This window comes from Paenibacillus sp. PAMC21692 (assembly GCF_014303795.1).
GTDB classification, from domain to species: domain Bacteria; phylum Bacillota; class Bacilli; order Paenibacillales; family Paenibacillaceae; genus Pristimantibacillus; species Pristimantibacillus agaridevorans.
Genome location: NZ_CP060293.1, coordinates 3,410,649 through 3,436,718 on the forward strand (window position 1 = coordinate 3,410,649; position 26,070 = coordinate 3,436,718).

The following is a 26,070-nucleotide window of genomic DNA, read 5'->3' on the forward strand; positions in this document are numbered from 1 at the left end:
TATGGAATAAGATTATCATCATGCCATCCGGTCAACTATTATCCTAGTGGATCCATTAGGGTATCCTTTGGGTTACTTTTTTGGCGAAATAGGCATGGCATCTAGGTTTATAGTTCTCGCCTATAGAGTCCATAGATTTTATATCTTGGAATGGAAGAGCTAAATGTGGTTAAATGATAATAGATTGAGAATGATAAAGAGGAGTGTATTTACATTATGTCAGAAGTGAAAAAAATCGCCGTCCTCGGCGGAGACGGTATCGGCCCCGAGGTTGTTGGAGAAGCATTAAAAATACTCAAAAGAACCGAAGAACTGTACGGTTATCAATTCGAGACGGAACACGGCTTGTTCGGCGGTATCGCCATCGACGAGAAGGGCACGCCGCTTCCGCAAGAAACGCTTGAGCTGTGCCAGGGCGCTGACGCTGTATTGCTGGGTGCGGTTGGCGGACCCAAATGGGACAACAACTCCAAGGAGCTTCGTCCGGAGACTGGCCTGCTCGGTATTCGCAAAGCGCTTGGACTATTCTCGAACATCCGTCCGGCTAACGTATTCGATTGCTTGAAAGAAGCGTCAACGCTGAAGCCGGAAGTGCTGGAAGGCACAGACCTTATCGTCGTGCGCGAGCTGACAGGCGGCATCTACTTCGGCGAGAAGTTCCGCCGGGAAGGCGCGAACGGCGAAGAAGCCGTGGATACATGCGTATATAACGTGCAAGAGATAGAGCGTATCGTTCGTCAGGCGTTCGATATCGCGATGACGCGGAGCAAACGTCTTGCTTCCGTCGACAAAGCGAACGTGCTTGAGACTTCCCGCTTGTGGCGCGAAGTCGTTAACCGCATAGCCGTGGAGTACCCTGAGGTTGAACTGGAGCATGTACTCGTCGATAACTGCGCGATGCAATTGCTTCGCCGTCCTTCCAGCTTCGACGTTATCGTAACCGAGAACATGTTCGGCGACATTTTGAGCGACGAAGCAGCCATGTTGACAGGTTCTATCGGCATGTTGTCCTCCGCTTCGCTGGGCGAAGGCAGCTTCGGCCTCTACGAGCCGGTACACGGTTCTGCTCCTGACATCGCGGGCCAAGGCATCTCCAATCCAATCGCGACCATTCTTTCCGTTGCGCTGATGTTCCGCCTGACGTTCGGCTACCACGATGCGGCGAAGTCCATCGAGGACGCGGTTAAGAACGTGCTGGATGCTGGACACCGCACAGGAGACATCGCGGTTGACAAGAGCTCGGCGATTGGAACTACGGCAATGGGCGACTTGATTGCAGCTGCTATGAAGTAGTTCGAGATTGTTGATAATTCTTCACAGTTTATAATTATTACAAACAAATACTATCTATAATATTGACTTTATTATTGTGTGATGATACTATTTTTTAAGAAGAGACACGCACCAATGAAGAGGCTAGAGCTTATTGTGCGTGAAATACCTCTAAATAAATTATGGATAGGTCAAGGAGGAGTTTTCATCATGGCAGAACGTTTGGTAGGACGCCCGGCACCGGATTTCTCAATGGAGACAGCAACAGGCAATGGACAAGATTTCGGTACTGCTTCCCTCGCCGATTACAAAGGCAAGTGGCTGGTACTGTTCTTCTACCCACTGGACTTCACGTTCGTGTGCCCGACAGAAATTACGGCGCTTAGCTCGGCAGCCGAAGAATTCAAAAAGCTTGACACTGAAATTCTTGGCGTCAGCGTAGACAGCAAGCACAGCCACCGCGCTTGGATCAATACTCCGGTTAACGATAATGGCCTTGGCCAACTGAACTTCCCACTCGCGGCTGATATCACGAAGAGCGTTGCTCGTGACTACGGCGTACTGATCGAAGAAGAAGGCATAGCGCTTCGCGGCCTGTTCATCATCGATCCGGAAGGCGAGATCAAATATCAAGTGGTTAACCACAACAATGTTGGCCGCAGCGTAGAAGAGACGCTTCGCGTACTGCAAGCTCTGCAATCCGGCGGACTTTGCCCAATCAACTGGAAACCAGGCCAAAGCCACCTGGTAGCGAAGTAATATTCGCTGAAATTTTGGCAATGACAAAGGACAGGCCCTTATCCGTTACGGATAAGGGCCTGTCCTTTGTGCGCTTGGCAATACATTGTCCCGGCAGGGGTTGGAATTTCATCTAGTGGATGTCACAGGGGATATTTATGGTAAACTAGAGGTGTTTTGATGATTGGAGTCGGGCTATCGTCGCCCGAAACTTTAATGGATGAAAGCAGAGGTGGATAGATTGGATCCTTATGTCGCGCAAAGATTTACGAGTCCGCAGACATTTACTAGAGGTATAGAAGGGCCGGCCTGTGACCGCGAGGGCAATATTTATGCTGTTAATTATGAGAAACAGGGTACGATCGGTAAAGTGACACCGCTAGGGGAAGGGAGTATTTTCGTTGAGCTTCCGAATGGCAGTATAGGGAATGGAATCCGGTTCAACCAGGCTGGCGAGATGTTGATTGCCGATTATGTCAACCATAATATTATCAAGGTTGACATGAATACGAGGGAAATCAAAATCCATGCTCATGAACCGAGGATGCATCAGCCGAATGATATTTGTATAACCAGAGATGATGTCCTATTTGCTAGCGATCCGGACTGGGATAACAACAGAGGAAAGTTATGGCGTGTGAACCTTGACGGAACTACGGATTTGCTCGAGGACGATATGGGTACGACCAACGGAATTGAGGTGAGCCCGGATGAGAAGGTGTTGTACGTCAATGAATCTGTTCAGCGCCGGATTTGGGCTTACGCTTTAAATAAGAACAAAGAAATAAGCGACAAACGTCTGCTGATCGAATTTCCGGACTACTCTTTGGATGGCATGCGCTGCGATATCGAAGGAAATCTGTATGTTACCCGTATTGGCAAAGGCGTTGTGGCGAAGATTTCACCTGAAGGTAATGTGTTGGGCGAGATTCTGCTCGAAGGAAAGGATTGTACGAACCTTGCTTTCGGCGGCCCGGAAGGCAAACACTGTTATGTTACAGTAGCCGATATTGGCAATATTCAGGTGTTTCAAACGGATGTTCAAGGTCGTTGCTTTGCAATGTGGCGATAAATTCATTATCAAGAATGAATAAATACTAATGTGAGGGCAGCGGAAACGGGCAGGAATTTGTCGATAACGTGGCGAATAAAATTAAATTAGCTATCATGTAAGGGATATTATTGGCGAGCAACGAGTAATCACCTTGATAAGCGTGAGGAGGCTGCCGCGGATGAGTTTCTGCTGTGGAGCAAGTATGATTGGTACGAAAGGCACGTTAAAACATTTGACGACGCATATTCACAACGTTCCGATTACATTTTGCCCAGTCTGCCATGGGATCGATGTTCATTACAAGGCGCAAAGCGAATACGACATTTTGGCAGAATACGCTTACGGCGATGGAGCTGCCGAAGTGGATTTTGAGGATTACGTCGATCAAGATCAAGCTTCGCTGCTGGAGAATTGCGTGAATCACGAAAACGAGGAGCCCATGGACGTCGTACGCAGCCAGATTGACATGGCGCTTGATCTACTCAGCTTCGCCAAACATTTGGAAGATAAAGAATGGCAATACATGCTCAAGAAGCGGCTTCAGGTGCTGGGAAGCAGGCGGAACAAGCTGCTGCAGCGGAAGTCATCGGTCTAAGGTTTTCATCGTATTCCGTTTAAAGACCTCCATTGGGAGGTCTTTTGTTTGAAATGGAGAAATAATGAGTATTTTTTAATAAGTACCCCCCCAATCGTCGAAACCAAGACGAAATGATAAGTAGTGAGGTGGAGCGGTTGTTGCTGATCCTGTTTAAGCGATTCATGCGTAAAACGGCTCTTGCTTCGTCTGCGACATTACAGCCTAAGCTGGAGCCAGAGCAATATGTAATGCACATTCGACAAGGCGATGATAAGTTGCGTGAGCAATTCATCGCCGAGTATTCACCATACATAGCTAAAGTAACAAGCAGATTCAGCAAGCGGTATATTAATCCGGAACGGGACGATGAATTCAGTATCGCCCTGCTGGCGTTTAATGAAGCCATCGACGGCTTCGACAGCGAAGCGGGGAGATCGTTCCTAGGATTTGCCAAAACCGTGATGCAGCGTCGGCTTATTGATTATGCGCGAAAAGAACAAAGACATCTTCAATCCGTGCCCTACAGTGCGTTCGATTCGGAGGGAGAGGATCAATCGCCTTACAACGTCCTCGAGACTAAGCAGGCTCTGGAGGCTCACGAGACAAGCAGAACCGACCTGGAGCGTCGTGCGGAGATCCTCGAGCTAAGCAGCGAGCTTGAGCCGTACGGCATTACGTTTATGGAGCTTGTCGATCAGTCTCCAAAGCATTCCGATTCCCGTGCGATGCTGATTGATATTGCATGTCTTCTTGCAGGAAACGCCGATTGGATGGGAATGCTGAAGGCCAATCAGCGGCTGCCTATTAAGGAATTGATGGAAGCCTGCCGCGTATCGCGCAAGACCATCGAACGTAACCGCAAATATATTATTGCAATTGCTATTATCCGATCGGGTGGATACCCGTACATGAACGATTATATGCGTATTCCGAGTTCGAACGAATGGATGAGTAAGGAGGTGAGCCGATGAAACGTGGAATCGTAATGAGCATTCACGAGCAGCATGCCGTCGTGATGACGCAGGATGGCCAATTCCTGAGGGCACCGCTCGCCGGCTCACCCCAAATCGGTCAAGAGCTGCTCTTTGAGGAAGAAGCGGCTCCCCTGCCAAGACGAAGGCTCGCGGGGCGGAGCAGGCTTCTGACTTATGCAGGCTCTGCAGCAGCTCTTCTTCTATTAATAACGGTTTGCTTCCTCTATGCAGCTATTGAAAGCAATCCCGTAGTAGCCTACGTGACGATGGATATTAATCCGAGCATCGAGATCGGCATCGACAACAAGGAGAAGGTGCGCGAGCTCAGGGCGATGAACGAAGCCGGCAGCAGGCTAATTGCAGATCTCGACTATAAAGGGCAGCCGGTGGAGAACGTCGCAACATTGATTCTCGAAAAGGCCAGTCTTGCTCATTATTTGGATGCTCCTCATAAGGACATCCTGATCGCCAGCATTCTAATGAACGGCTCCAAGGAGCAGAACGAGGAATTCGAGCGATTGCTTGCTCAAAGTCTGGATAATGAGTTGCGCGCTTGGCTGACCGAACATGATAAACCGACCGGCAGCGTGACGATTACGACGTTGTTCTTGCCTGCTGAGCTGAGAAGCGAGGCAGATTCCATTGGAATATCTTCGGGCAAGCTGGCGCTTTATCTGATGGCCAAAAACGAAGGGTACACGCTCGAGATCGATTCGCTTAAGAAGCAGTCCATCGATAATGCCACCGCATCCATAGGCGGTATTGAAGGGATCGTGGGAGCGGCGGAAGAAGCTGCATCCAAAGAACAGCTCGAGAAACTGCTGCAGCAGGAGCGGGCCGAAAATGCTAACGAGGCCTCCAAACCTTCGCCGACAGCGACGGCTAAGCCAACAACTAAACCAACCGCGAAGCCGGCTGATCAACCTGCGACGAAGCCAGCTTCCAAGCCTACGTCCAAACCAACTTCCAAACCGACCGTCAAGCCTGCAGGCAAACCTACGGGCAAACCTACCGCTACGGCCAAGCCGGGACGCGTGGATTGGGAGAAGCAATGGAGCGGCCATTGGGACAAGGAGCAGTTAGAGAAGCTGCGGAAGGAATGGGAGAAAGCAGCGAAGGAATGGGAGAAATCCGGCAAGGATTGGAGCAATCAGTGGGAGAAATGGCTGGAGGAGCAGGCTGAGGCTATGAAGGATAGTAATAGGAAGAACGGAAACGGATCAGGCAAGGACGATAGACGTGATCGGGATGACCGGGACGACGATGATGACCGGGACGAAGACGATGATCGCGACGACGATGATCGGGACGTTGATGACTGGAAGCAGAATGGGCGAGGGGATCAGGCAAGCTGGAATCATGGAGCAGGAGGCGGGAAGTTTTCGGGAAGTTCGGGCGGCAAGCGGGATGAAGATAGACGGGACGAAGAACATGAACGGAGAGAAGAGAGGGATCGTGATAAGCGGGGCGACGACAGGAATGAACGCGACGGGAAATAAGGGGCGATAAGCCGCAAGACCTAGACGAATCTAATAAAATACACGATTATCCGACTCCTCAAAACGAGTCTTTTCGACTAGGTAGAGGTGTTTATTCGACAGTATTTCCCGTTGACAGCGTTTGTAAAGTAATCCTATGATTAGGTGAGATCGAACTTGATCATTTCTTAGTCTATAGCTTTGTCGGGGAGGCAGATATGATGCAAGCCATTCGAAAGCGTTATTTCCCCGCGCTTGCCGAGTATATCCGTGGTGGTAAAGATGCATCGCTGCAGCACGCGAATGCGCTTGGACAGCAATTGTATGGTTTCCAGCCAGAGGAGATTATCGCCGTACACGAGGATTGCATCCAAGCACTTGCCGCTAACGTGGATTCCAAGGACGCCGTTCAAATCTATCATCGCTCCTTTCTGTTCCTGATGGAGCTTATGGTTGCCTGCCGCTTCCGAATGGAGATCAATTCGGAGGGCGATATCGTGGAGCCGACGGCCGAGCAAAAGATTGTGGCTATGCGCGAAAGATTGCTGAGTTCGAACCGTTCATTCGAGAAGGTCAAAAACAAGTACGAAAACGTCTTGCAACATATGGACAGCGGCATTGCCTTATTCGACGGGGATGGCATTCTATCGTTCGTTAATGTCCAAATGGCGAAATTGCTCGACATTCCCCGAAAGACTCTGGTCGGCTGCAATATCCGCGAAATTCTGCTTCATCCCAAACTGAACATACATACGAAACGAACCATTTTACGCCTGTACCGGGAGATGATACTCAAGCGCAACCGGTACTATGAGTTTCAGCAGAAAGACGGCAAGCATCTGCTTGCGACGGTTACATACGGGGATCAGCTGGACGGGGATTTTTTGTTCAGCGTTAAGGACGTATCGGAGTACAAACATATTGAACAGAGCGCCCTGCAGAACGACAAGCTTGCCATGCTGGGCAAGATCGCGGCGGCGATTGCCCATGAGATCCGCAATCCGTTAACGAGTATACGGGGCTTTATACAATTGCTCCGTCCTTACTTGCTGGAGGTTGGCAAAGAGGAGTATGCCCGCATTATTCTGACGGAGATCGACAGGGCTAACGACATTATCTACGAATTTCTAAATTCGTCCAAGCCGTCCGCGCCGGTAAAGCAAGCCAAGTCGATCGAGAATCTTATTCGCGAGGTGGTCATGCTGACGGAGAGCGAGTCGCTCATGCGAAATTGCGAGATTGGCATCGAATCGCATCTGGAGGATGCTATCGTCTCCATCGATATTAAGCAAGTGAAGCAGGTGATTCTTAATCTCGTGAAAAACTCGCTGGACGCTGTCGAAGAAACCCAAAGCGAGCGGAGGGGCAGAATCGACATCGTGCTTAACAGCGATGGCCAATATGTCGAGATTATGATCAAGGACAATGGCAAAGGGATGGACAAGCTGACGATGAGCAAGCTGTTCGATCCATTCTTCACGACTAAGGAAGAAGGGACTGGGCTTGGACTGTCCGTCAGCTACCGGATTATTCGCAATCACGGGGGCACAATCCGCGTGAACAGCAAGATGGGCAGCGGAACGGAATTTATCATTTATTTGCCATTGGCTGGATAAACCATTAAAATCGAGATCGGGGCTCGGATGAGCCTTGTTTCGATTTTTTTGTTCTTGAAGAGGTTGTTCACGCACTTGAAGGGAAGCGAGGAGATTAGAATGTCGACAACGTTTACATATGGTGTCAGAAATGAAGGATCGGCGCCGGAAGCGCTGATTCGCTTCGTAACGGAAGACGAATTGCAAGGGACGGCGAAGATCCTCCACGAGAAGCTGGATGAACGGCTGAGAGCGAGGTGTGCCAAAGGATTGTTCCAGGGCAAGCCGGAGCAAGTAGAATCCATGGCCGCACTCGGTTTCGTGAAGGCTGACACGGTTATCGTGGTCGGGTATCGTCCCGGCTCCGGCACGGACGGACTGCGATTGGCTGCAGCGGCGGCGGCCAAAGCGGCAAAGGCGGCGCGTGCGACGCATGTCGAGCTGTCCATAGGCGAGGCAGCATTCTCACAGGATGTGAAGGATTTGGGTGCTGGCGCAGCAGCCCAGGCTCTAACGGAGGGATTGCTGCTGGCGCTTCACGATCGCCAGCCCTTGAAGCGGGACGGTAGCGAGCGTTTCGGCTTGACGCAAGTCGATTTTGTGCCGGGAGAAGCCGCTTCACTGGGGACGAAGGAAGAGTGGGAGCAAGGTTTCATGCACGGTCGGATTGTGTGCGGGGGCGTCATCTATGCCCGTGATTTGACGAATTTGCCCGGCAACGATCTGACGCCTGAGCGGCTGGCGTTCCATGCGGAGGAGCTTGCGGGAGACTACGACCTGGATATCGAGGTCATTGACGAGTGGTCGGCGGCCGAGCAAGAGATGGGGGCGCTGTTGGCCGTCGGCCAAGGCAGCGTCAATCCACCGCGCATGATTGTGCTTCATTACAATGGCGCGCCGGATTCGAAGGAAATATGGGGGCTGATCGGCAAAGGCGTAACGTTCGATACGGGCGGCATATCCCTCAAACGGGCTCCGGGCATGGAAGAGATGATATCCGACATGGGCGGAGCTGCGGCAGTGCTCGGCGCCGTTCGGGCGATCGCGGAATTAAAGGCGGAAGTTAATGTTGTCGCGGTTATCCCGGCAGCGGAGAATATGCCGTCCGATCGGGCGTTTAAGCCCGGTGATGTGCTGCGTACGATGAGCGGCTATACCGTGGAGGTCGTCAATACGGATGCCGAGGGACGGCTCGTGCTGGCAGACGGCATGACGACCGCGATCCGCAGAGGCGCGACCAGGCTTATCGACGTTGCAACGCTGACGGGGGCCATCATGGTGGCGCTCGGTTACGAAGCTACCGGAGCCGTTACGAACAATGAATCGCTGATGAATGAAGTGAAGGCGGCCTCCAAGCGGTCCGGAGAACGCATCTGGGAGATGCCGGCCTATCCGGAATTCCGTCAAGCGCTGAGAAGCGACGCCGCGGATCTTAAGAACGGCGGGGTGAAGTACGGGGCAGCCAGCGCCGGGGGACTGTTTATCGGTCACTTTGCAGAAGGACTCCCTTGGGTGCATCTCGACATCGGGGGATCGGCATGGCTTGAACGGGCGCGAGGCTGGGAGCCGAAGGGCGCGACGGGAGTTATGGTGCGAACGTTGGTTGAAATGCTGACGGCGCAAGCTTAGCCGCGTTTAATGAGGCGCCTAGATGGACATGACTGATAGCATGGTTGTTTGCATGAACAAAAGGACGCCGCCATGCCCGCGCGGCATGCAAAGAATCTTTATCCATGCCCGAAATGGATGAAACCGATGCCAATATGGTTATGGATGACAGGCCCGTAATGTACTAAAATATGAAGAAGCTACGCTATTGCATTTGGTGTGCGATTGATAGGCTTCTTCTTTTGATTTATGGTGTCTGGCGTATTGAAACGCCCGCCATAGAAAATAATAGGACGGTTATGATTAGAGAGGGTGGAATTTTCTGCAATGAGCATCCATGATGACCACAATTCATCACCTTGGAAAAGCTACTATGGACCAAACCTTGGTTATGTCCAGGAGCAATACGAGCAGTTTCTTCAGGATCCGAATTCCGTAGAGACGTCGGTTCGAGAGCAGTTCGTACTCTGGGGGGCGCCGCCGAGCGACGCAGTCGCAGCGCAGGCATCGGCAAGCGCGTCGGCTCGGACGTCTTCCGCAGCCGTTGTTCCCGGCCCGGTCGACAGCAATATGTTGAAGAAGGTCGTTGCCGCGCATCAGCTAATGCTGAACATTCGCAGGTACGGCCACTTGGGCGCGGACATCAATCCGCTGGGTATCAGCCGGGCAGCGGATACGAAGCTGCTGGAGCCGGAGACTTTCGGACTTACGCAGCAGGATCTTGCTTCCATCCCTGCATCGCTGATCTGGGATAACGCGCCGGCATCGGTATCGAACGGTTGGGATGCCATTGTCAGATTAAGAGAAATCTACACCCGCTCGGCCGCATACGAATTCACTCATATTCATGACGAGAACGAGAGAATCTGGCTGAACAAGCAAGCGGAATCCGGCGACTTCCCGGCTCCTCTCTCCAAGCGAGAAAAGGAGACGCTGCTGGAGCGTCTTTTGCAAGTGGAGCAGTTCGAGAGTTTTATCCACAAGACGTTCGTCGGGCAGAAACGGTTCTCTATCGAAGGCGTCGACATGCTGGTTCCGGTACTGGACGAGATCGTGCGCGCGGTTGCTCATGACGGCGCTCACGATATTCTTATCGGCATGGCTCACCGCGGCCGCTTGAACGTGCTTACGCACGTGCTGGGCAAGCCGTATGAAAAGATTTTTTCGGAGTTCCATCACTCTCCGAACAAGGAATTGGTTCCTTCGGAAGGGTCGATCGGCATCAACTACGGCTGGTCGGGCGACGTGAAATACCATCTGGGCGCTGATCGGGCGTTTACGGAAGGCGAGACGGTACGCGCAAGAGTAACGCTTGCGAACAACCCGAGCCATCTGGAGTTCGTAAATCCAATCGTGGAAGGTTATACGCGCGCGGCACAGGAAGATCGCAGCAAGCCAGGCTTCCCCGTACAGGATCAACACAAAGCGGTTACGGTTTGCGTACACGGCGACGCGGCGTTTATCGGCGAAGGCATCGTGGCCGAGACGCTCAACTTCAATAATTTGCAAGGTTACCGCAATGGCGGCACGATTCATATTATTGCGAACAATCGGCTGGGCTTTACGACGAACAGCGAGGATTCCCGTTCCACTCATTATGCCAGCGATCTGGCCAAGGGCTTCGACATTCCGATCATCCACGTCAACGCTGACGATCCGGAAGCATGTCTGGCTGCCGTGCGCCTCGCTTGCGAATATCGCCTGATCTACAACAAAGGTTTCGTTATCGATCTTATCGGTTATCGCCGTTACGGTCATAACGAGATGGACGATCCCGATGCAACCCAACCGCTCGTCTATAGCAAAGTGCGGAGTCATCCTACCGTTGCGAACATTTATGCCGAGCAGCTTAAGTCGGAGAAGACGATTACGGTCGAGCAAGCGGATCAGCTTCGCGCGAAGACGCTTGCCGCGCTTCAAGCCGGATATGATGCCATGAAGGCGAACGAAGGCAAGGCGCATGTGCAAGTTACGCAAGAGTCCGGCGTCATCGTGCCGGAAGATGTTCCGACAGCCGTGCCGATGGAGACGCTGAAGGAAATCAATCTGGAATTGCTCAACCGTCCGGAAGGCTTTACGGAGTACTCCAAGCTTCAGCGTATTTTGCAGCGCCGCGCGACAAGCCTTAACGACGGCGAGAAGCTCGACTGGGCGCATGCCGAGACGCTGGCATTCGCGACGATTTTGGCGGATGGAACGCCGATTCGTCTGAGCGGTCAAGATTCCGAACGAGGCACATTCGCGCATCGCCATATTATGCTTAACGATAACACAACGGCCGAGAAGTTTACGCCGCTGCATATGTTCCCTCAGGCGAAGGCATCGTTCGCCGTGCATAACAGCCCGTTGTCCGAGACTGCGGTACTGGCCTTCGAATATGGCTACAACGTATTCGCTCCGGAATCGTTTGTCATCTGGGAAGCCCAGTTCGGCGACTTTGCGAACGTAGCTCAAGTTATTTTTGACCAATTTATGTCCGCTGGCCGGGCGAAGTGGTCGCAGAAATCCGGCGTCGCCGTCCTTCTGCCGCATGGCTACGAAGGTCAGGGGCCGGAGCATTCCAGCGCGCGTCTGGAGAGATTCCTGCAGCTGTCCGCCGATAACAACTGGACGGTGGCGAATCTGACGACGTCGGCGCAATACTTCCACTTGCTGCGCAAGCAAGCGGCTATGTTGGGAAGCGACAGCGTCCGTCCGCTCATCTTAATGGCGCCTAAGAGTTTGCTCCGCAACCCGCGCGTTGCGTCGCACGGCGTGGAATTCAGCGAAGGCTCATTCAAGCCGGTGCTGCCGCAATTCAGCTTTACCGAAGCGAAGGCGGCCAAGGAGAAGGTGAAACGCCTCCTGCTGGGAACGGGCAAAGTGATGGTCGATCTGGACGAAGCTCTTTCGTCGAAGGACGAAGGAGAGTTCGGATGGCTGCGCGTAGCTCGCGTGGAGCAGCTGTATCCGCTGCCTCAGGCCGAGCTGGAGCGAATTATTGCTCAGTTCCCTAAGCTCGAAGAGATCGTATGGGTACAAGAAGAACCGAAGAACCAAGGCTCGTGGTCATACATGGAACCGCGTCTGCGTGAGCTTGCGCCTGGCAAGGCGGTCGTACGTTACATCGGACGTCCGGATCGTGCCAGCACGGCAACCGGACATCAGGAAATTCACGCGGCCGAGCAGCAATCGATCATTTCATCCGCATTGAATGGGCAGCCATTTCAATCGAGTCTGGTAAGGGGGTAACATAAACATGGCAGAAATTATCGTTCCAGAATTGGGAGAATCGATCACGGAAGGTACGATTACGAAGTGGTTCGTTAAAGAAGGGGACTCCGTCAACCAAGGAGACGTCCTCCTCGAGCTTGAGACGGATAAAGTTAACATTGAAATTAGCGCAGACAGCAACGGCGTCGTATCGAGCATCGCGAAGGCGGACGGCGAAGTCGTTCAAGTAGGCGAAGCGATTGGAGCTATCGGCAATTCTACAGGCGCTGCTCCATCCGCGCCTGCACCGGCAGCGGAGCCGTCGGCTCCCGCACCAGCTCCGGCAGTAGCTGCACCTGCAACTCCGGCTGCAGCTCCGGTATTGTCGTCTTCGGCGGCATCGGTTAACGCGTCGCCGGCAGCCCGCAAGCTTGCCCGCGAGCAAGGCATCGACCTGACGCAAGTACAAGGCAAAGACGGCATCGGCCGTATTTTCCCGGACGATGTTCGTGCGCATGGGGTACAGGCATCGGCTCCTGCACAGGCGGCTCCAAAGGCACCCGCTGCAGCGCCTGCGCCGACAGCTTCGGCAGCGACGCAAGGCGGCAAGCCGGTTGAGCGCAAGCGCATGTCGCGCCGCCGCGCCACAATCGCTAACCGACTGGTAGAGGCTCAACGCACGGCAGCTATGCTGACGACGTTTAACGAAGTCGACATGACGGCGATCCTCGACCTGCGCAAGCGCCGCAAACAATCGTTCTTCGATAAGAACGAAGTGAACCTCGGCTTCATGTCCTTCTTCACGAAGGCGGTTGTCGGAGCGCTTAAGCAGTTCCCGCTGTTGAACGCGGAGATCGACGGCGAAGACATTATCATGAAAAAATATTTCGATATCGGTATCGCGGTAGCGGCGAAGGAAGGTTTGGTCGTGCCAGTCGTACGCGACGCCGACCGTCTGGGCTTCGCAGAGATTGAGCGTAACATCGTCGAACTGGCGAAGAAAGCACGCTCGAACACGCTTGCGCTCAGCGATCTGCAAGGCGGAAGCTTTACCATTACAAACGGCGGCGTATTCGGCTCCTTGTTGTCCACGCCGATCTTGAACGCGCCGCAAGTAGGTATTCTGGGGATGCACAAGATCCAGCTTCGCCCGGTAGCCATCGACGAAACCCGTATGGAGAACCGCCCGATGATGTATCTCGCTCTTTCGTACGATCACCGTATCGTAGACGGCAGCGAAGCGGTTCGCTTCCTGGTAGCCATCAAAGAAATGCTGGAAGATCCGGAGCAATTGCTGCTGCAAGGTTAATCGCCGGATAAATGTTATAGGATATACCAAAAACCGATCTACTCCCTAAGGGAGGGGATCGGTTTTTTGCACTTCCAGCTCAAGTTTTTGCTTGCACGAGTTGATTTTTTTTGCGATATTGCTCCGGCGTCATGCCGGTATGCTCTTTAAATACTCGGCTAAAATGGGAAGGATGTTTAAAGCCGACGTCGTAGCCGGTCTCCGTGATGCTGCTTTGACTTTGGATAAGTCGCAGCTTGGCCTGATATACCCTGCGGTGCATCAAATATTGGAAGATGGTCATGCCGGTCACCTGCTTGAACGTCTTGGCCAAATAAAACTTGCTGAGATGCAGCCTGTCACCGATGTCCTCCAGTGTAATTTCTTCGTGATATTGGTTCTCCAGAAACGAAATAATGGCTTGCACATGCTCCTCCTTCGAGGATGGATAGCTGTTTTTCGCCTTTAGCGGCTGATCGCAGAGTTCGCCGAGAAAGATAAAAAAGTCCAGTAAACGCGCCTGGAAACGTTGATAGGAGTGGGGGGTTCCGCGGGCGTACAGCTCGTTCATAAAGGCGAGCGACTCCTCGGCTTCCGCCTTGGCTTCGCCGCGGAGCTGCAGCCTTACATTTTGCAGCTTGCTAAAGGGCGCCAGCAGGTCGTCCGTAAAGCCAGGCTGAATATGCTGTTGAAAGTAACCGGGATCGAGATGGATTGTCGTCCTATGATAGGCGAAGGCCGGGTCTACATGGGCTTTATGCAAGGTCATGCCGTGCATGAGAAACATATCTCCTGGTTCAAGAACGTAAATTTTGTCATTGATGAGGTAATTCGCTTTGCCGCCGTGAAAATAATAGACTTCGTAATGGGGATGCGTATGGTATTGATGCATATAGTCATAATTGATCGTTGTTCCGATTGTAATCGGAGCGGCGATGCGGTGTTTGGTAATCACGATTCTCCCCCCTAGTGAGACTACCCCAATTATACACCAACCAGAGTCAAATGAAATACAAAAACGGTTAACGCGGAAGAAGAACGAAAGCGTTGCTCATGATACGATTAGCGCAAGAACAAGTCATTATGGAGACCTACATCGGGTCCCATTAAAGGAGCGTATTATTGATGAGCATTGTACGGTTGGGCGTAATCGGGCTTGGCAATATGGGCAAAGGACATATCGGCTATATGCAGCGTGGCGAAGTAAAGGGCGTCAAGCTGACGGCCGTCAGCGATAGCGCGGAGCCGGGACAGCTCTGGGCCAAAGAAAATCTGGGCGATGATGTAACTCTGTTCACTGATCCGTTCGTGATGATGGATTCCGGTCTTATCGATGCCGTTCTAATCGCAACGCCTCACTATTCGCACCCGGAGTTGGCGATCGCAGCTTTCCAGCGAAACCTGCATGTGCTGTGCGAGAAGCCGGCGGGCGTCTATACGAAGCAAGTGCGCGAGATGAACGATGCGGCTGCCCGTACGGATGTAAAATTCAGCATGATGTACAATCAGCGGACAAATCCGCTCTATCAAAAGCTCAAGGATCTGGTCGACAGCGGCGAGCTTGGCGAGATCAGAAGAACGAATTGGATTATTACGAACTGGTACCGTTCCCAGAGCTATTACGATTCCGGCACATGGCGGGCGACTTGGGAAGGCGAAGGCGGCGGCGTGCTCATTAACCAGGACCCCCATCAGCTCGACTTGTGGCAATGGACGATCAACATGATGCCTAAGCGGGTTCGCGCGTTCTGCTATTTCGGCAAACACCGCAATATCGAGGTGGAAGACGACGTAACCGCGTTCGTCGAATACGAAAATGGCGCGACAGGCGTATTCGTAACGACAACGGGCGAGGCGCCGGGAACGAACCGCCTGGAAATCAGCGGCGATCGCGGCAAGGTCGTTATCGAGGACAATAAGCTGACGTTCTGGCGTCTGCGTGTTTCCGAACGCGAGTTTAATGCAACTTTTACTGGCGGCTTCGGCGCTCCGGAATGCTGGAAATGCGAAGTTCCCGTTCATGGCACGAATCCCGACCATAAAGGCATTATGCAAAATTTCGTAAATGCCATTCTGCATGACGAAGCTCTTATTGCTCCGGGAGAAGAAGGCATTAAAGGTTTGATGATCTCCAATGCGATGCATCTCTCCACTTGGACGGATAACTGGGTTGATCTTCCGATCGACGAAGATCTCTATTATTCTTACCTGCAGAAAAACATTGAAGAATCCCGCAATCGCAAAGGAGTGAAGGCATGAGTAAAGACGGCATGAATTATGCCCCCAAGGGCGACGTAAAGCGCGTCGTTGAGCCAGGCCAATTTATTTTTGCGGCCACGAACCTGGATCACGGCCATATCTACGGCATGTGCAACGGTCTCGTTGAGGCAGGGGGCGAACTTCGATGGGTATACGATGGCGATCCGGCGAGAGCGGAAGCGTTCGCGCAGAAATATCCGGGCGTCAAGATTGCTTCCTCCCTGGAGACGATTCTGGAGGATGCCGAGGTGCAGCTAGTCGCGGCAGCGGCAATCACGTCGCTGCGCGGCCCGCTCGGCGTGCGCATCATGCGCAGCGGCAAACATTATTTCACGGACAAGGCGCCGTTTACAACGCTGGAGCAGTTGGAAGAAGCTCGAGTTGCCGCAAACGAGACCGGCAAAAAATATGCCGTCTACTATAGCGAGCGTCTGCATGTAGAAAGCGCTATTCATGCAGGGGAGCTTATCCGCCAAGGCGCGATCGGCCGAGTCGTACAAGTCATGGGTCTTGGACCGCATCGACTAAATGCGCCGTCGCGTCCCGACTGGTTCTTTAAGAAAGAGCAGTATGGCGGCATCCTGTGCGACATTGGCTCCCATCAAGTCGAGCAGTTCTTGTATTTTACGGGGAACACGGAGGCCAAAGTCGTAAACAGCAAGGTCGCGAATTACGCGGCCAAGGACTATCCCGAGCTGGAAGACTTCGGCGATATGACGCTTGTAGGCGAAAATGGCGCAACGGGGTATTTCCGGGTGGACTGGCTGACGCCGAACGGACTAGGCACTTGGGGCGACGGCAGAACGCTTATTCTCGGCACGGAAGGATACATCGAGCTTCGCAAGTACATCGACGTGGGCAGAGAATCGGAAGGCGACCAATTGTACCTGGTAAACGGGGAAGGCGAGCAGCATATGCGCCTCCGCGGCAAGGTTGGATTCCCGTACTTTGGCGAGCTTATTCTCGATATTCTTAACGGCACGGAAAACGCGATGTCGCAAGAACACACGTTTAAGGCGGCGGAACTGTCACTGATTGCTCAACGGGATGCGGTTAGAGTGGAAGGTTAATGATGAGGGAGCCGGGCGTAAATAACGCTCGGCTTTTTTTTCGTTCCGTTGACAGGCAGAAGAGGTTGTGATAATTTAAATAGTAACAATTACGATTAGTTGCATAACGAACATACATACTTCCCATACATACATCCTATTGGCTATCCGGGGAAGTATCTTTTTTCAGGGTGTTATCGTAATTATTACGAATAATTAGGGGGAACCAACGATGCCACAATCCAAAATTCCGGTGACGGTATTAAGCGGCTATCTGGGAGCCGGTAAAACGACGATTCTCAATCATGTATTAAACAATAAGGAAGGTCTGAAGGTCGCGGTTATCGTCAACGATCTTGGCGAGGTGAATATCGATGCGGGATTAATTCAGAACGGCGGAGGGCTGTCGCGTACGGAAGAGAAGCTGGTGGAGCTGTCGAACGGCTGCATCTGCTGCACTTTGAGAGAGGATCTGCTTCGGGAAGTGGAACGATTGGCCGAGGACGGCCGCTTCGATTACATCTTGATAGAGTCGACGGGAATCGGGGAGCCCGTGCCGGTCGCGCAGACGTTTACCTACATCGACGAAGAACTTGGCATCGACTTGTCCCGAATCTGCAAGCTGGATTGCATGGTCACGGTCGTCGACGCCTACCGATTCTGGCATGATTACTCGTCGGGCGAGTCGCTGCTGGATCGGAGCCAGGCCGTCGGCGAAGCCGACACTCGCGAGGTGGTGGATCTGCTTATCGATCAGATCGAATTTTGCGATGTGCTGATTCTTAATAAATGCGACATGGTTGAGGCTGATAAGCTCGAGGAGCTGGAGATCGTGCTTCGGACGCTGCAGCCGCGAGCGAAGTTTATTCGGGCGGTACAAGGCGTTGTAAATCCCAAGGAAATCCTTCATACGGGACTGTTCGATTTCGAAGCGGCAAGCCGTTCGGCGGGCTGGATCAAGGAGCTGGAGTCGCCGCACCATACCCCGGAGACGGAGGAATACGGAATCAGTTCCTTCGTCTACGAACGAAGGAAACCTTTTCACCCGGAGAGGCTAATGGCTTGGATGGAGCGTTGGCCGGAAACCGTCGTTCGCGCCAAAGGATTCGTGTGGCTGGCTACCCGCGATCGTATGGCGCAAAGTCTGAGCCAAGCGGGACCGTCCATCCAATTCGGTCCTGCCGGCCTCTGGGCGGCATCGCTTCCTCAGGCGGAGCTTGAGACGTTGCTCCGCGAGGAAGAAGGACTCCAAGAGAGTTGGGATCCCGTTTATGGGGATCGCGCTACGAAGATGGTGATGATTGGCGTATCGTTGGATCGGGAGCCTTTGACCGCATCGCTGGATCAATGCCTGCTGACCGATTACGAGATGACACAGGATTGGTCGGAGTTGTCTGACCGCTTCCCGCAGTAAACAGAGCCTCCGCTTAAATGACCGAAGAACGCGTTGTCGCCGTCCCATTGGAGGTGCAGCGCGTTTTTGCATCTTTAGAGGCGGCCTGGCGGAATGAGGCATCCTTTGGATGTATATGGTTGCAAGCGATTGCAATTGGCATTATGATGAAGTGGCGGACAATTTGATCCCCCGACACGAAAAATACGTTGCTGTACCTGTCGACAGGTTGCGTCAATCGTTTTGTGTACGCGCGTGCATTATGTAATCCGTTGATTTTTGATGGGGACGAGACTAAACGAGAAGATGGGCTTTGCGAGCAGTCAAGATGCTGGAGTTGCTGGAGAACGGTAAATAAGGAGTGTCATTATGAAAAATATCGTCATTACAGGAGCGAATCGCGGTCTTGGATACGAATTAGCCGCCGAAGCGGCGGCGAGAGGTTATCAAGTATGGGCTGGCGTGCGGGGACCGGGCTCCTCGGCCGAGAAGCTGTTTTCGCTGGCGGAACAATATCCGGAGCAAGTACATGTTCTGCCGCTGGACGTTACGGATGAAGCGTCGGTTCGATACGCATTCGGGAAGCTCGCCGCCCGCATCGAATCGCTGGATATCGTCATTAACAGCGCGGCGATCCTGCTCGGTCGGGACCAGAAGCTGGAGGATCTGGAGATGGAATTGGTCGAGCAATCCTTCCAGACGAACTTGTACGGTCCCATGTTGGTTATGAAGCATGCGCTCACGCTGCTGAAAAAAGGGTCGGACCAAGCCATCATCAATGTGAGCTCGGAAGCGGGCAGCATGGCCGGGGCTTACGGCGGCGATTACGGTTATGCGTTGTCCAAAAGCGCGCTGAATATGTTTACCGCGCAGCTGCGCAAACAATTCTCACCGCTTGGATATGCGGTATACGCGGTGCATCCCGGTTGGATCCGCACGGATATGGGAGGAGAGAAGGCGCCTGGGGATGCCGGGGAATCAGCTGCCGGCATCTTGGATCTGGCGGAGCGTAAGCAAGGAGATGCGGATGGCGCCTTCTTCGTAAATCAACGAGGCGAACCTATGAAGTTGTAATCTTACGAATAACGGATTTGGCAATTTAGCGAAAATAGAGGAGGAACAAACAAATGGAATATCGCAGATTAGGAAGAACGGGTCTCAAGGTTAGCGAGATCAGCTTAGGGAGCTGGTTGACCTACGGCAACTCGGTGGATGACGGCACCGCGGCCCGTACGATCGAACAAGCGTATGAGCTCGGCATCAATTTTTTCGATACGGCTAACGTATACATGCGCGGCGCGGCCGAGGAGGTCGTAGGCAAGGCTCTCCGAGCCTATCCTCGCGAATCTTACGTGCTCGCGACCAAGGTATTTTGGCCGATGGGCGACGGAGTAAACGACCGCGGTTTGTCCCGCAAGCACGTGCTAGAGCAGGCGAATGCCAGCTTGAAACGTCTGGGACTGGATTACGTCGACATCTATTACTGCCATCGCTATGACAAGGAGACGCCGCTGGACGAGACGCTACGCACGATCGAGGATCTTGTGCGGTCCGGCAAGGTGCTGTACGTGGGCGTGAGCGAGTGGACGGCGGCCCAAATCCAGGAGGGACTCGGCGTGGCGGATAAATATCTGCTCGACCGGATCGTCGTCAATCAGCCGCAATACCATATGCTGAACCGGCAGATCGAGAAGGAGATCATTCCGCTCAGCGACAGCAACGGCATCAGCCAGGTCGTATTTTCTCCGCTTGCGCAAGGCGTGCTGACGGGTAAATACCGTCGGGGCGAAGACGGAACGCCATCAGGCAGCCGTGCGACCGATAGCAGCTCCAACATGTTCATCGGCGGTCTTCTAAGCGACGGCAATCTGGAGAAGGTGGAGAAGCTTACCGGCATAGCGGGCGAGCTAGGCATATCCATGGCACAGCTTGCTATCGCATGGATTCTCAGGCTGCCGGGCGTAGCCAGCGCTCTCGTCGGGGCGAGCCGTCCGGAGCAGATCATCGAGAACGCGCAGGCGAGCGGCGTGAAGCTCCCTGAGGAAGTTCTGGCGCGGATAGAGGATATTCTGGCGTAAAAAAAGCGGCAGTGCAACCGGGAGACGCGTCCCCCGCTGCACTGCCGTTTCTTTGTGATAGCCGAAATATATACGGCTTAGAAATAGATTGCTTTGCCCGTCTTCGAGGACTCGTAGATCGCTTCGAGGATCTGGGAAACCACGTAAGCTTGCTCCGGCGTGACGACAGGCTCCGTATCTTCGTCGATCGCCTTGATCCACAGTCTCATCTCCAGATCGGAATCCTTCTCGGACTTGCCCTCGTAGAAGGCTACGCCGCCCGCGTTCAGGTCGATCTCCTTCGTGAACAAGCGACTGTGCTGTTCGCCGTTGATGCGAAGACCGCCCTTCATGTCGGCTCCGCCTTCGGTACCGCTCAGCGTACATTTGGCTTCGTCCACTTCCAGCGTGTTCAGCGCCCAGCTGGATTCCAGGACGATGGTAGCGCCGTTCTCCATAACGATCATGCCGAATGCGGAGTCTTCTACCGTAAAGAGCGCCGGATCCCATGGACCCCAGGCATTAGCGGAATTAGCGCGGCCGGACAGCTTGTGGTAAGCCTGGCCAAGCACGACCTTCGGCTTGTAGTTGTCCATCATCCACAGCGTAAGGTCAAGCGCGTGCGTGCCGATATCGATAAGCGGGCCGCCGCCTTGTTTCTCTTCGTCCAAGAATACGCCCCAAGTCGGAACGGCGCGGCGACGAATCGCGTGCGCCTTGGCGTAATACACTTCGCCGAGCTCGCCTGCTTCGCAGATTTGCTTGAGGATTTGGCTGTCGGGACGGAAGCGGTTGTTGTAGCCGACCGTCAGCTTTTTGCCTGTACGTTTGGCGGCTTCCAGCATGCGGCCAGCGTCGTGAGCCGTCTTGGCCATCGGCTTCTCGCTCATAACATGTTTGCCGGCTTCCAGCGCGGCGATCGCGATATCGGCATGGGAGTCGTTCGGCGTGCAGACATGAACGATATCAATGGACTCGTCCTTCAGAAGCTTCGTGTAATCCGTGTATACTTTGGCGCCTTCAGCACCGTATTTGGCCGCTGCTTCAATAGCGCGATGCTCCACGATATCGCAGAATGCGACCATTGCCACATTGTTTAATCTCTTCAAGCTTGGCATATGCTTGCCGTTTGCGATGCCTCCGCAGCCAATAATGGCAATGTTGTACGTTTTGGACATAAAAATTAGCCTCCCGTAATGGTTTGTTTCCGATAATCGGATGGAGTCATGCCGTACCGCTTGCGGAATACGGCATGCAAGTAATTGCTTGTGGAGAAACCCGTCATCGTTGCGATCTCTTCAATCGACTTGACGCCCTCGGACAGTTCCCGGCAGACGGCCGAGAGCCTTATATCTTCCAGCACGCGGCTGAACGTATGCTCTCCGTCCCGGTTCATTTCCTTGAACAGCCTTTGCATTTGACGAGCGCTTAGACGTTGTTTCTCCGCGACTTCCTCGAGTGACAGCGGGCCGCCGTAGTTGGCTTGCATAAATTCCACCGCAAGCTGGTACCGGTAAGCCTTCATATCCTTCGTAGGAAGAAGTCTTGTCTCATTTACTGTATCATAGGCGCGGACGGAGCGCAGCAAAATTTGAATGACATTCTGCTTGATCGTCGTATAGCTGCCCGCATAATATTCGCTGCAAGCTTCGTACGAGTTCAGGAAACAGCGCATCGCATCATGTGTATCCAGCGCAGGGAACAAGGGGAGAGCCTTCAGCTTGCCTATGCAAGAACGAGCCTCGGCCCATTCCAAGTCTTCATCCTCGCCGTCGGCGGCAATTCGTTCCGCGATATCGATATGAAGACACAACTCATCCATTCCCTCGCGCTCGCCCGCCTCTTGATAATGCATGACGCCAGGACCTGTCAAGTAGAATAAGCCAGGCTTTAGCGAATACTCTTGATCGACCAGAATCACCTTGCCCTTGCCCCTGGGAATAAAATGAAACTCATATTCCGCATGCTTGTGAAACGCGACAGAGCGTCCCGCTGGAAAATAGGTCAAATGAAATCGGAGCACGTGGATATCGTACGGTCCCCACTGAAATCGAAGATCGAGACGTTCCAGCGCATCGGGCCGCTCGCTCATGACGGAGTAGGGAAATACCGTTGCCACGGGGAGTTACCCTTCCAACTCGTCCAGACGCACGGCGCGTCCCTCGGAATTGGAGCGTCCCGCCGCTTCCATCAGCATCGTCAGCTCGCGTGCGTAGGCGATGTTTTCGTTCGCCGTCGTGCCGTTCTGAACATGCCCGACCCACTGCTCGAAGGCGCTTTCGCGGTTGGCAGGAATCTCGACCGACTGCCAGGCCTGATCGTCGCCTGTGCGAACCAACAGCTTGTTCTCCGGCGTGCCGTAGAACAGGGTACCCTTCGTTCCATGCACCTCGATGGAGAACGGCGAATGCGGATTGACGAATCCTGCTTCCACGATGCCGATCGCGCCGCCTGCTCCTCGTACCAGAGCAACCGCGTTGTCCTCTACTTCGCGACCCGTCACATACCCGAATTGAGCAGACACCTCGGATGGCAATTCGCCAAGGAATAGGCGGGTAAGATACATCGGGTGGCAGCCCAGATCGATCAGCGCGCCGCCGGCGCATTGCTCCAGACTATAGAAGTGCTCCGGCAGCCAGTTCGCAAGCGCGCCGTTATGAGATAGTCTGACGCGAACTTGCGTAATTTGCCCCAAGGTTTCCTTCTCCAGAAGCTCGCGAATGGCCAGCGTGTAACCATCGTTCAGACGTGGCAGCGATACGGTCAGCTTTAAGCCGTTATCGTCAACCGCTTTCAGAATCTGATTTACTTCCTTAAGCGTAGGGGCAACAACCTTCTCCGTGAAAATATGTTTGCCGGCCGCAGCAGCGGCGAGCATAACCTCCGTATGGCGATTCGTCGGCGCGTCGACGATGACGGCGTCGATTTCTCCGCTCGTCAGCATATCGTCCAGATTGGCATAAAACGGTACGCCTAGCTTCTCGGCAGCGGCACGACCGCGCTCCTCGTTCTCGTCCCACACAGCGGCCATGACCGTGTCCGGATGTTTTAAAGCCTGATTCGTATAATCCCAGGCATGTACGTGCCAGTAGCTAATTTTACCGATTCTCAACATTTCATCGTCTCCTTTGGGTCGCCTGACCACAGACTGATACATGCAAATTTATGACAACAAAACAAATTTACCATATTTATTATCCCAATATAAGTGTGAAAAAACGACTGTTTGTGTTTAAAATTGCGACATCGATTTGCGATATTCTCTCGGTGATACGGAGGAGATCTTTTTGAACGTCTTGCCAAAGTGAGAGAAATTATCGAAGCCGACACGCTCCGCCACCGCGGAGACGGTAAGCTCCGACTCGCGGAGCAGGCGCTGAGCCTCCTTTACCCGCGTCAGCACAACGTAATCCGTAAATGCGAAACCCGTCACTTCCTTGAACATGCGGCTGAGATAATGCGGGCTGATGAAGAAGCGCTCGGACAGATCCGCAAGCCGCAGCGACTCGTCGTAATGTCCGTTAATGTAACGGACGATCTCCGATATTTTGGCATGGAGAGGGGAGACGTGCTGGAACGGCTCCGGCTGATGGCTTGCCGAGTAGCGTCCGCATAGAAGCAGCAGACTTGCCGCGGCATTGCGGATCGCCAGGTGGTAGCCCGTCTCGCGAACGTCTGCCTCAAGACGCATGGCTCGGACGGACGACTCGGCGGCAAGGCTCTCTTGCCGGGGCAGCCTCAGCACGCGGATCTCCGGGGAGAATAACGCGCCGAACATCCCGGACAGCTCGGCGCCAAGACCGCGCAGCCATTCATCCGAGAAGTGAAGGATCACCCGTTCGTGACGGGCGTCCCCGGTCTGCATAGTTCGATGAAGCATCTCTTTGCCGATAAAGACAAGGTCGCCTTGCTCCACGAAATAGGAGCGGTCCTCAATGAAATAGATTCGGCTGCCGGACAGCAAGTAATACACCTCGTAATAAGGATGGAAGTGATCGATTGTCATCGTGTACGGTTCGGTTCGTTTCATATATTCGATATAAAGTTTGGCGGGATCGCCGAAGCTGACGTAATCGGATAGAGCGGCCATATGAGATCTCCTCTTTTCGCAAGATTTGCGTGGTTTGATGCAATTTAAGCATTAATTGACAAGTATTATAGCATTTCCTTGCTGTAAGATGAAGATAAGAATGCATATGCGATAAATAGGAGGATAATCATATGACGAAAAAAAGATATGTACTGGTCGGAACAGGCGGACGCGCGGAGTTTTTCTACGGCGCAATTGCCAAGGACTTTAAGGAAACTTCCGAGCTTGTCGCGTTCTGCGATCTGAACTTGACGCGTATGGAATACGCCAACAAAATGCTCGTGACCAAATACGATTACGAGCCGGTGCGCACGTATGCCGCCGATCGCTTCGACGAGATGATTGAAGCCGAGAAGCCGGACGCCGTTATTGTGACAAGCGTCGACCGCACGCATCATACGTATATCATCCGCGCTTTGGAGCTCGGCTGCGACGTCATCACCGAAAAGCCGATGACCGTGGACGAGAAAAAATGCCAGGAGATTCTGGACGCGGTAGAGCGTACGGGCCGCAACGTCCGCGTGACGTTCAACTATCGATATGCGCCGCATCATACAAAAGCGCGCGAGCTTATTGACAGCGGAGTCATCGGCAAAGTGACCTCCGTACACTTCGAATGGCTGCTCAACACGCAGCACGGCGCGGACTACTTCCGCAGATGGCACCGCAACAAAAACAACAGCGGCGGCCTGCTCGTCCATAAGTCGACGCATCACTTCGATCTCGTCAACTTCTGGATCGGTTCGGAGCCTGAATCCGTATTCGCCTACGGCGACTTGTTGTTCTACGGCAGGGAGAACGCGGAAGGACGCGGCGAGACGAAGTTCTACGAGCGCGCCACGGGCAACGCCAATGCGAAGGAAGATCCTTTCGCGCTGCATCTGGACAGCAACGACCATCTGAAAGCCATGTACCTCGACGCCGAGCACGAAGACGGCTACCGTCGCGATCAGAGCGTATTCGGCGACGGAATCAACATCGAAGATACGATGGGCGTGCTCGTCAAATATAAAAACAACGCCATTCTTACGTATTCTTTAAATGCCTATATGCCTTGGGAAGGTTACCGTATCGCGTTTAACGGTACGAAAGGCCGCATCGAAATGAGCATTATTGAACAGTCTTACGTCAACTCCGGTGGCGACAAGGCGCTTGAAGGGGCGGTCATCGGCAAGACGCTGAACGTATTCCCGATGTTCGGAACGCCTTACACCGTTGAAGTCGAAGAAGGCAAGGGCGGCCATGGCGGCGGCGACCCCGTGCTGCTGAACGATCTGTTCGGCGTGCCGAAGGAAGATCGTTTCCGCCGCGCGGCGAACCATGTGGACGGCGCAAGATCGATCCTGACCGGCATCGCCGCAAACCGTTCCATTCAGACGGGGCAAGCCGTACAGGTTGATACTCTGGTGAAATTCCACCAGTCCTAATGAACCGATAAGAGGAGGG

21 protein-coding genes are annotated in these 26,070 nt (G+C 53.3%); 16 read left to right on the forward strand and 5 right to left on the reverse strand.

What is annotated here, in order from left to right:
- Positions 1 to 216 precede the first annotated feature (216 nt).
- The 10 genes from leuB (at position 217) to odhB (ending at position 13,797) form a co-directional block, all read left to right on the forward strand.
- Positions 217 to 1,293 (forward strand): 3-isopropylmalate dehydrogenase, encoded by a 1,077-nt coding sequence (gene leuB, locus H7F31_RS13415; protein WP_187104582.1) that lies wholly within the window; start codon positions 217 to 219, stop codon positions 1,291 to 1,293.
- Positions 1,294 to 1,482: 189 nt separating this feature from the next.
- Positions 1,483 to 2,031 carry a peroxiredoxin gene (locus H7F31_RS13420; protein WP_187104583.1) on the forward strand — a complete coding sequence of 183 codons (549 nt, stop codon included), beginning with the start codon at positions 1,483 to 1,485 and terminating at the stop codon, positions 2,029 to 2,031.
- Between the two features lie 199 nt (positions 2,032 to 2,230).
- Positions 2,231 to 3,082: an SMP-30/gluconolactonase/LRE family protein gene (locus H7F31_RS13425; protein ID WP_187104584.1), complete on the forward strand. Its 852-nt coding sequence runs from the start codon at positions 2,231 to 2,233 to the stop codon at positions 3,080 to 3,082.
- A gap of 160 nt (positions 3,083 to 3,242) precedes the next feature.
- Entirely contained in the window at positions 3,243 to 3,659 is a 417-nt protein-coding gene (locus H7F31_RS13430) for a hypothetical protein (protein WP_087566879.1), read from the forward strand.
- 140 nt (positions 3,660 to 3,799) lie between these two features.
- Positions 3,800 to 4,612 (forward strand): RNA polymerase sigma factor SigI, encoded by an 813-nt coding sequence (gene sigI, locus H7F31_RS13435; protein ID WP_315970560.1) that lies wholly within the window; start codon positions 3,800 to 3,802, stop codon positions 4,610 to 4,612.
- Positions 4,609 to 6,114 (forward strand): anti-sigma-I factor RsgI family protein, encoded by a 1,506-nt coding sequence (locus tag H7F31_RS13440; RefSeq protein WP_187104586.1) that lies wholly within the window; start codon positions 4,609 to 4,611, stop codon positions 6,112 to 6,114. The genes sigI and H7F31_RS13440 overlap by 4 nt, the downstream gene beginning before the upstream one ends.
- A 200-nt stretch (positions 6,115 to 6,314) precedes the next feature.
- Entirely contained in the window at positions 6,315 to 7,709 is a 1,395-nt protein-coding gene (locus H7F31_RS13445; protein ID WP_187104587.1) for an ATP-binding protein, read from the forward strand.
- Between the two features lie 99 nt (positions 7,710 to 7,808).
- The gene (locus tag H7F31_RS13450; RefSeq protein ID WP_187104588.1) at positions 7,809 to 9,317 is read left to right on the forward strand and encodes a leucyl aminopeptidase; all 1,509 of its coding nucleotides are present in this window, start codon (positions 7,809 to 7,811) and stop codon (positions 9,315 to 9,317) included.
- A 306-nt stretch (positions 9,318 to 9,623) separates the two neighbouring features.
- Complete coding sequence (locus tag H7F31_RS13455; RefSeq protein WP_187104589.1) at positions 9,624 to 12,527, forward strand: 2-oxoglutarate dehydrogenase E1 component; 2,904 nt, start codon at positions 9,624 to 9,626, stop codon at positions 12,525 to 12,527.
- A 7-nt stretch (positions 12,528 to 12,534) separates the two neighbouring features.
- Positions 12,535 to 13,797: a 2-oxoglutarate dehydrogenase complex dihydrolipoyllysine-residue succinyltransferase gene (odhB, locus tag H7F31_RS13460; protein WP_187104590.1), complete on the forward strand. Its 1,263-nt coding sequence runs from the start codon at positions 12,535 to 12,537 to the stop codon at positions 13,795 to 13,797.
- Between the two features lie 79 nt (positions 13,798 to 13,876).
- On the opposite strand, the gene H7F31_RS13465 is transcribed toward odhB, so the two are convergent.
- Positions 13,877 to 14,731, reverse strand: a complete 855-nt coding sequence (locus H7F31_RS13465; protein WP_261800412.1) for a helix-turn-helix transcriptional regulator — start codon at positions 14,729 to 14,731, stop codon at positions 13,877 to 13,879.
- A gap of 170 nt (positions 14,732 to 14,901) precedes the next feature.
- Between H7F31_RS13465 and H7F31_RS13470 the strand changes: the two genes are divergently transcribed.
- The 5 genes from H7F31_RS13470 to H7F31_RS13490 all read left to right on the forward strand — a co-directional run bounded on the left by H7F31_RS13470 (position 14,902) and on the right by H7F31_RS13490 (position 20,555).
- Positions 14,902 to 16,035: a Gfo/Idh/MocA family protein gene (locus H7F31_RS13470; RefSeq protein ID WP_187104591.1), complete on the forward strand. Its 1,134-nt coding sequence runs from the start codon at positions 14,902 to 14,904 to the stop codon at positions 16,033 to 16,035.
- Positions 16,032 to 17,105, forward strand: a complete 1,074-nt coding sequence (locus H7F31_RS13475) for a Gfo/Idh/MocA family protein (protein WP_187104592.1) — start codon at positions 16,032 to 16,034, stop codon at positions 17,103 to 17,105. The genes H7F31_RS13470 and H7F31_RS13475 overlap by 4 nt, the downstream gene beginning before the upstream one ends.
- A 211-nt stretch (positions 17,106 to 17,316) precedes the next feature.
- On the forward strand, positions 17,317 to 18,498 hold the full coding sequence (locus H7F31_RS13480; protein ID WP_187104593.1) for a GTP-binding protein: 1,182 nt from the start codon (positions 17,317 to 17,319) through the stop codon (positions 18,496 to 18,498).
- Positions 18,499 to 18,846: 348 nt separating this feature from the next.
- Complete coding sequence (locus tag H7F31_RS13485) at positions 18,847 to 19,551, forward strand: SDR family oxidoreductase (RefSeq protein ID WP_187104594.1); 705 nt, start codon at positions 18,847 to 18,849, stop codon at positions 19,549 to 19,551.
- Between the two features lie 53 nt (positions 19,552 to 19,604).
- Complete coding sequence (locus H7F31_RS13490; RefSeq protein WP_187104595.1) at positions 19,605 to 20,555, forward strand: aldo/keto reductase family protein; 951 nt, start codon at positions 19,605 to 19,607, stop codon at positions 20,553 to 20,555.
- Positions 20,556 to 20,632: 77 nt separating this feature from the next.
- On the opposite strand, the gene H7F31_RS13495 is transcribed toward H7F31_RS13490, so the two are convergent.
- From H7F31_RS13495 to H7F31_RS13510, 4 genes are all read right to left on the reverse strand, one after another.
- On the reverse strand, positions 20,633 to 21,712 hold the full coding sequence (locus H7F31_RS13495; protein WP_187104596.1) for a Gfo/Idh/MocA family protein: 1,080 nt from the start codon (positions 21,710 to 21,712) through the stop codon (positions 20,633 to 20,635).
- Between the two features lie 5 nt (positions 21,713 to 21,717).
- Positions 21,718 to 22,653 carry a helix-turn-helix domain-containing protein gene (locus H7F31_RS13500; protein ID WP_261800413.1) on the reverse strand — a complete coding sequence of 312 codons (936 nt, stop codon included), beginning with the start codon at positions 22,651 to 22,653 and terminating at the stop codon, positions 21,718 to 21,720.
- A gap of 6 nt (positions 22,654 to 22,659) precedes the next feature.
- Complete coding sequence (locus H7F31_RS13505) at positions 22,660 to 23,649, reverse strand: Gfo/Idh/MocA family protein (protein ID WP_187104597.1); 990 nt, start codon at positions 23,647 to 23,649, stop codon at positions 22,660 to 22,662.
- A gap of 117 nt (positions 23,650 to 23,766) precedes the next feature.
- On the reverse strand, positions 23,767 to 24,624 hold the full coding sequence (locus H7F31_RS13510; protein WP_187104598.1) for a helix-turn-helix domain-containing protein: 858 nt from the start codon (positions 24,622 to 24,624) through the stop codon (positions 23,767 to 23,769).
- A gap of 131 nt (positions 24,625 to 24,755) precedes the next feature.
- On the opposite strand from H7F31_RS13510, the gene H7F31_RS13515 reads away from it, so the two are divergent.
- The gene (locus H7F31_RS13515) at positions 24,756 to 26,051 is read left to right on the forward strand and encodes a Gfo/Idh/MocA family oxidoreductase (RefSeq protein ID WP_187104599.1); all 1,296 of its coding nucleotides are present in this window, start codon (positions 24,756 to 24,758) and stop codon (positions 26,049 to 26,051) included.
- Positions 26,052 to 26,070: the final 19 nt, after the last annotated feature.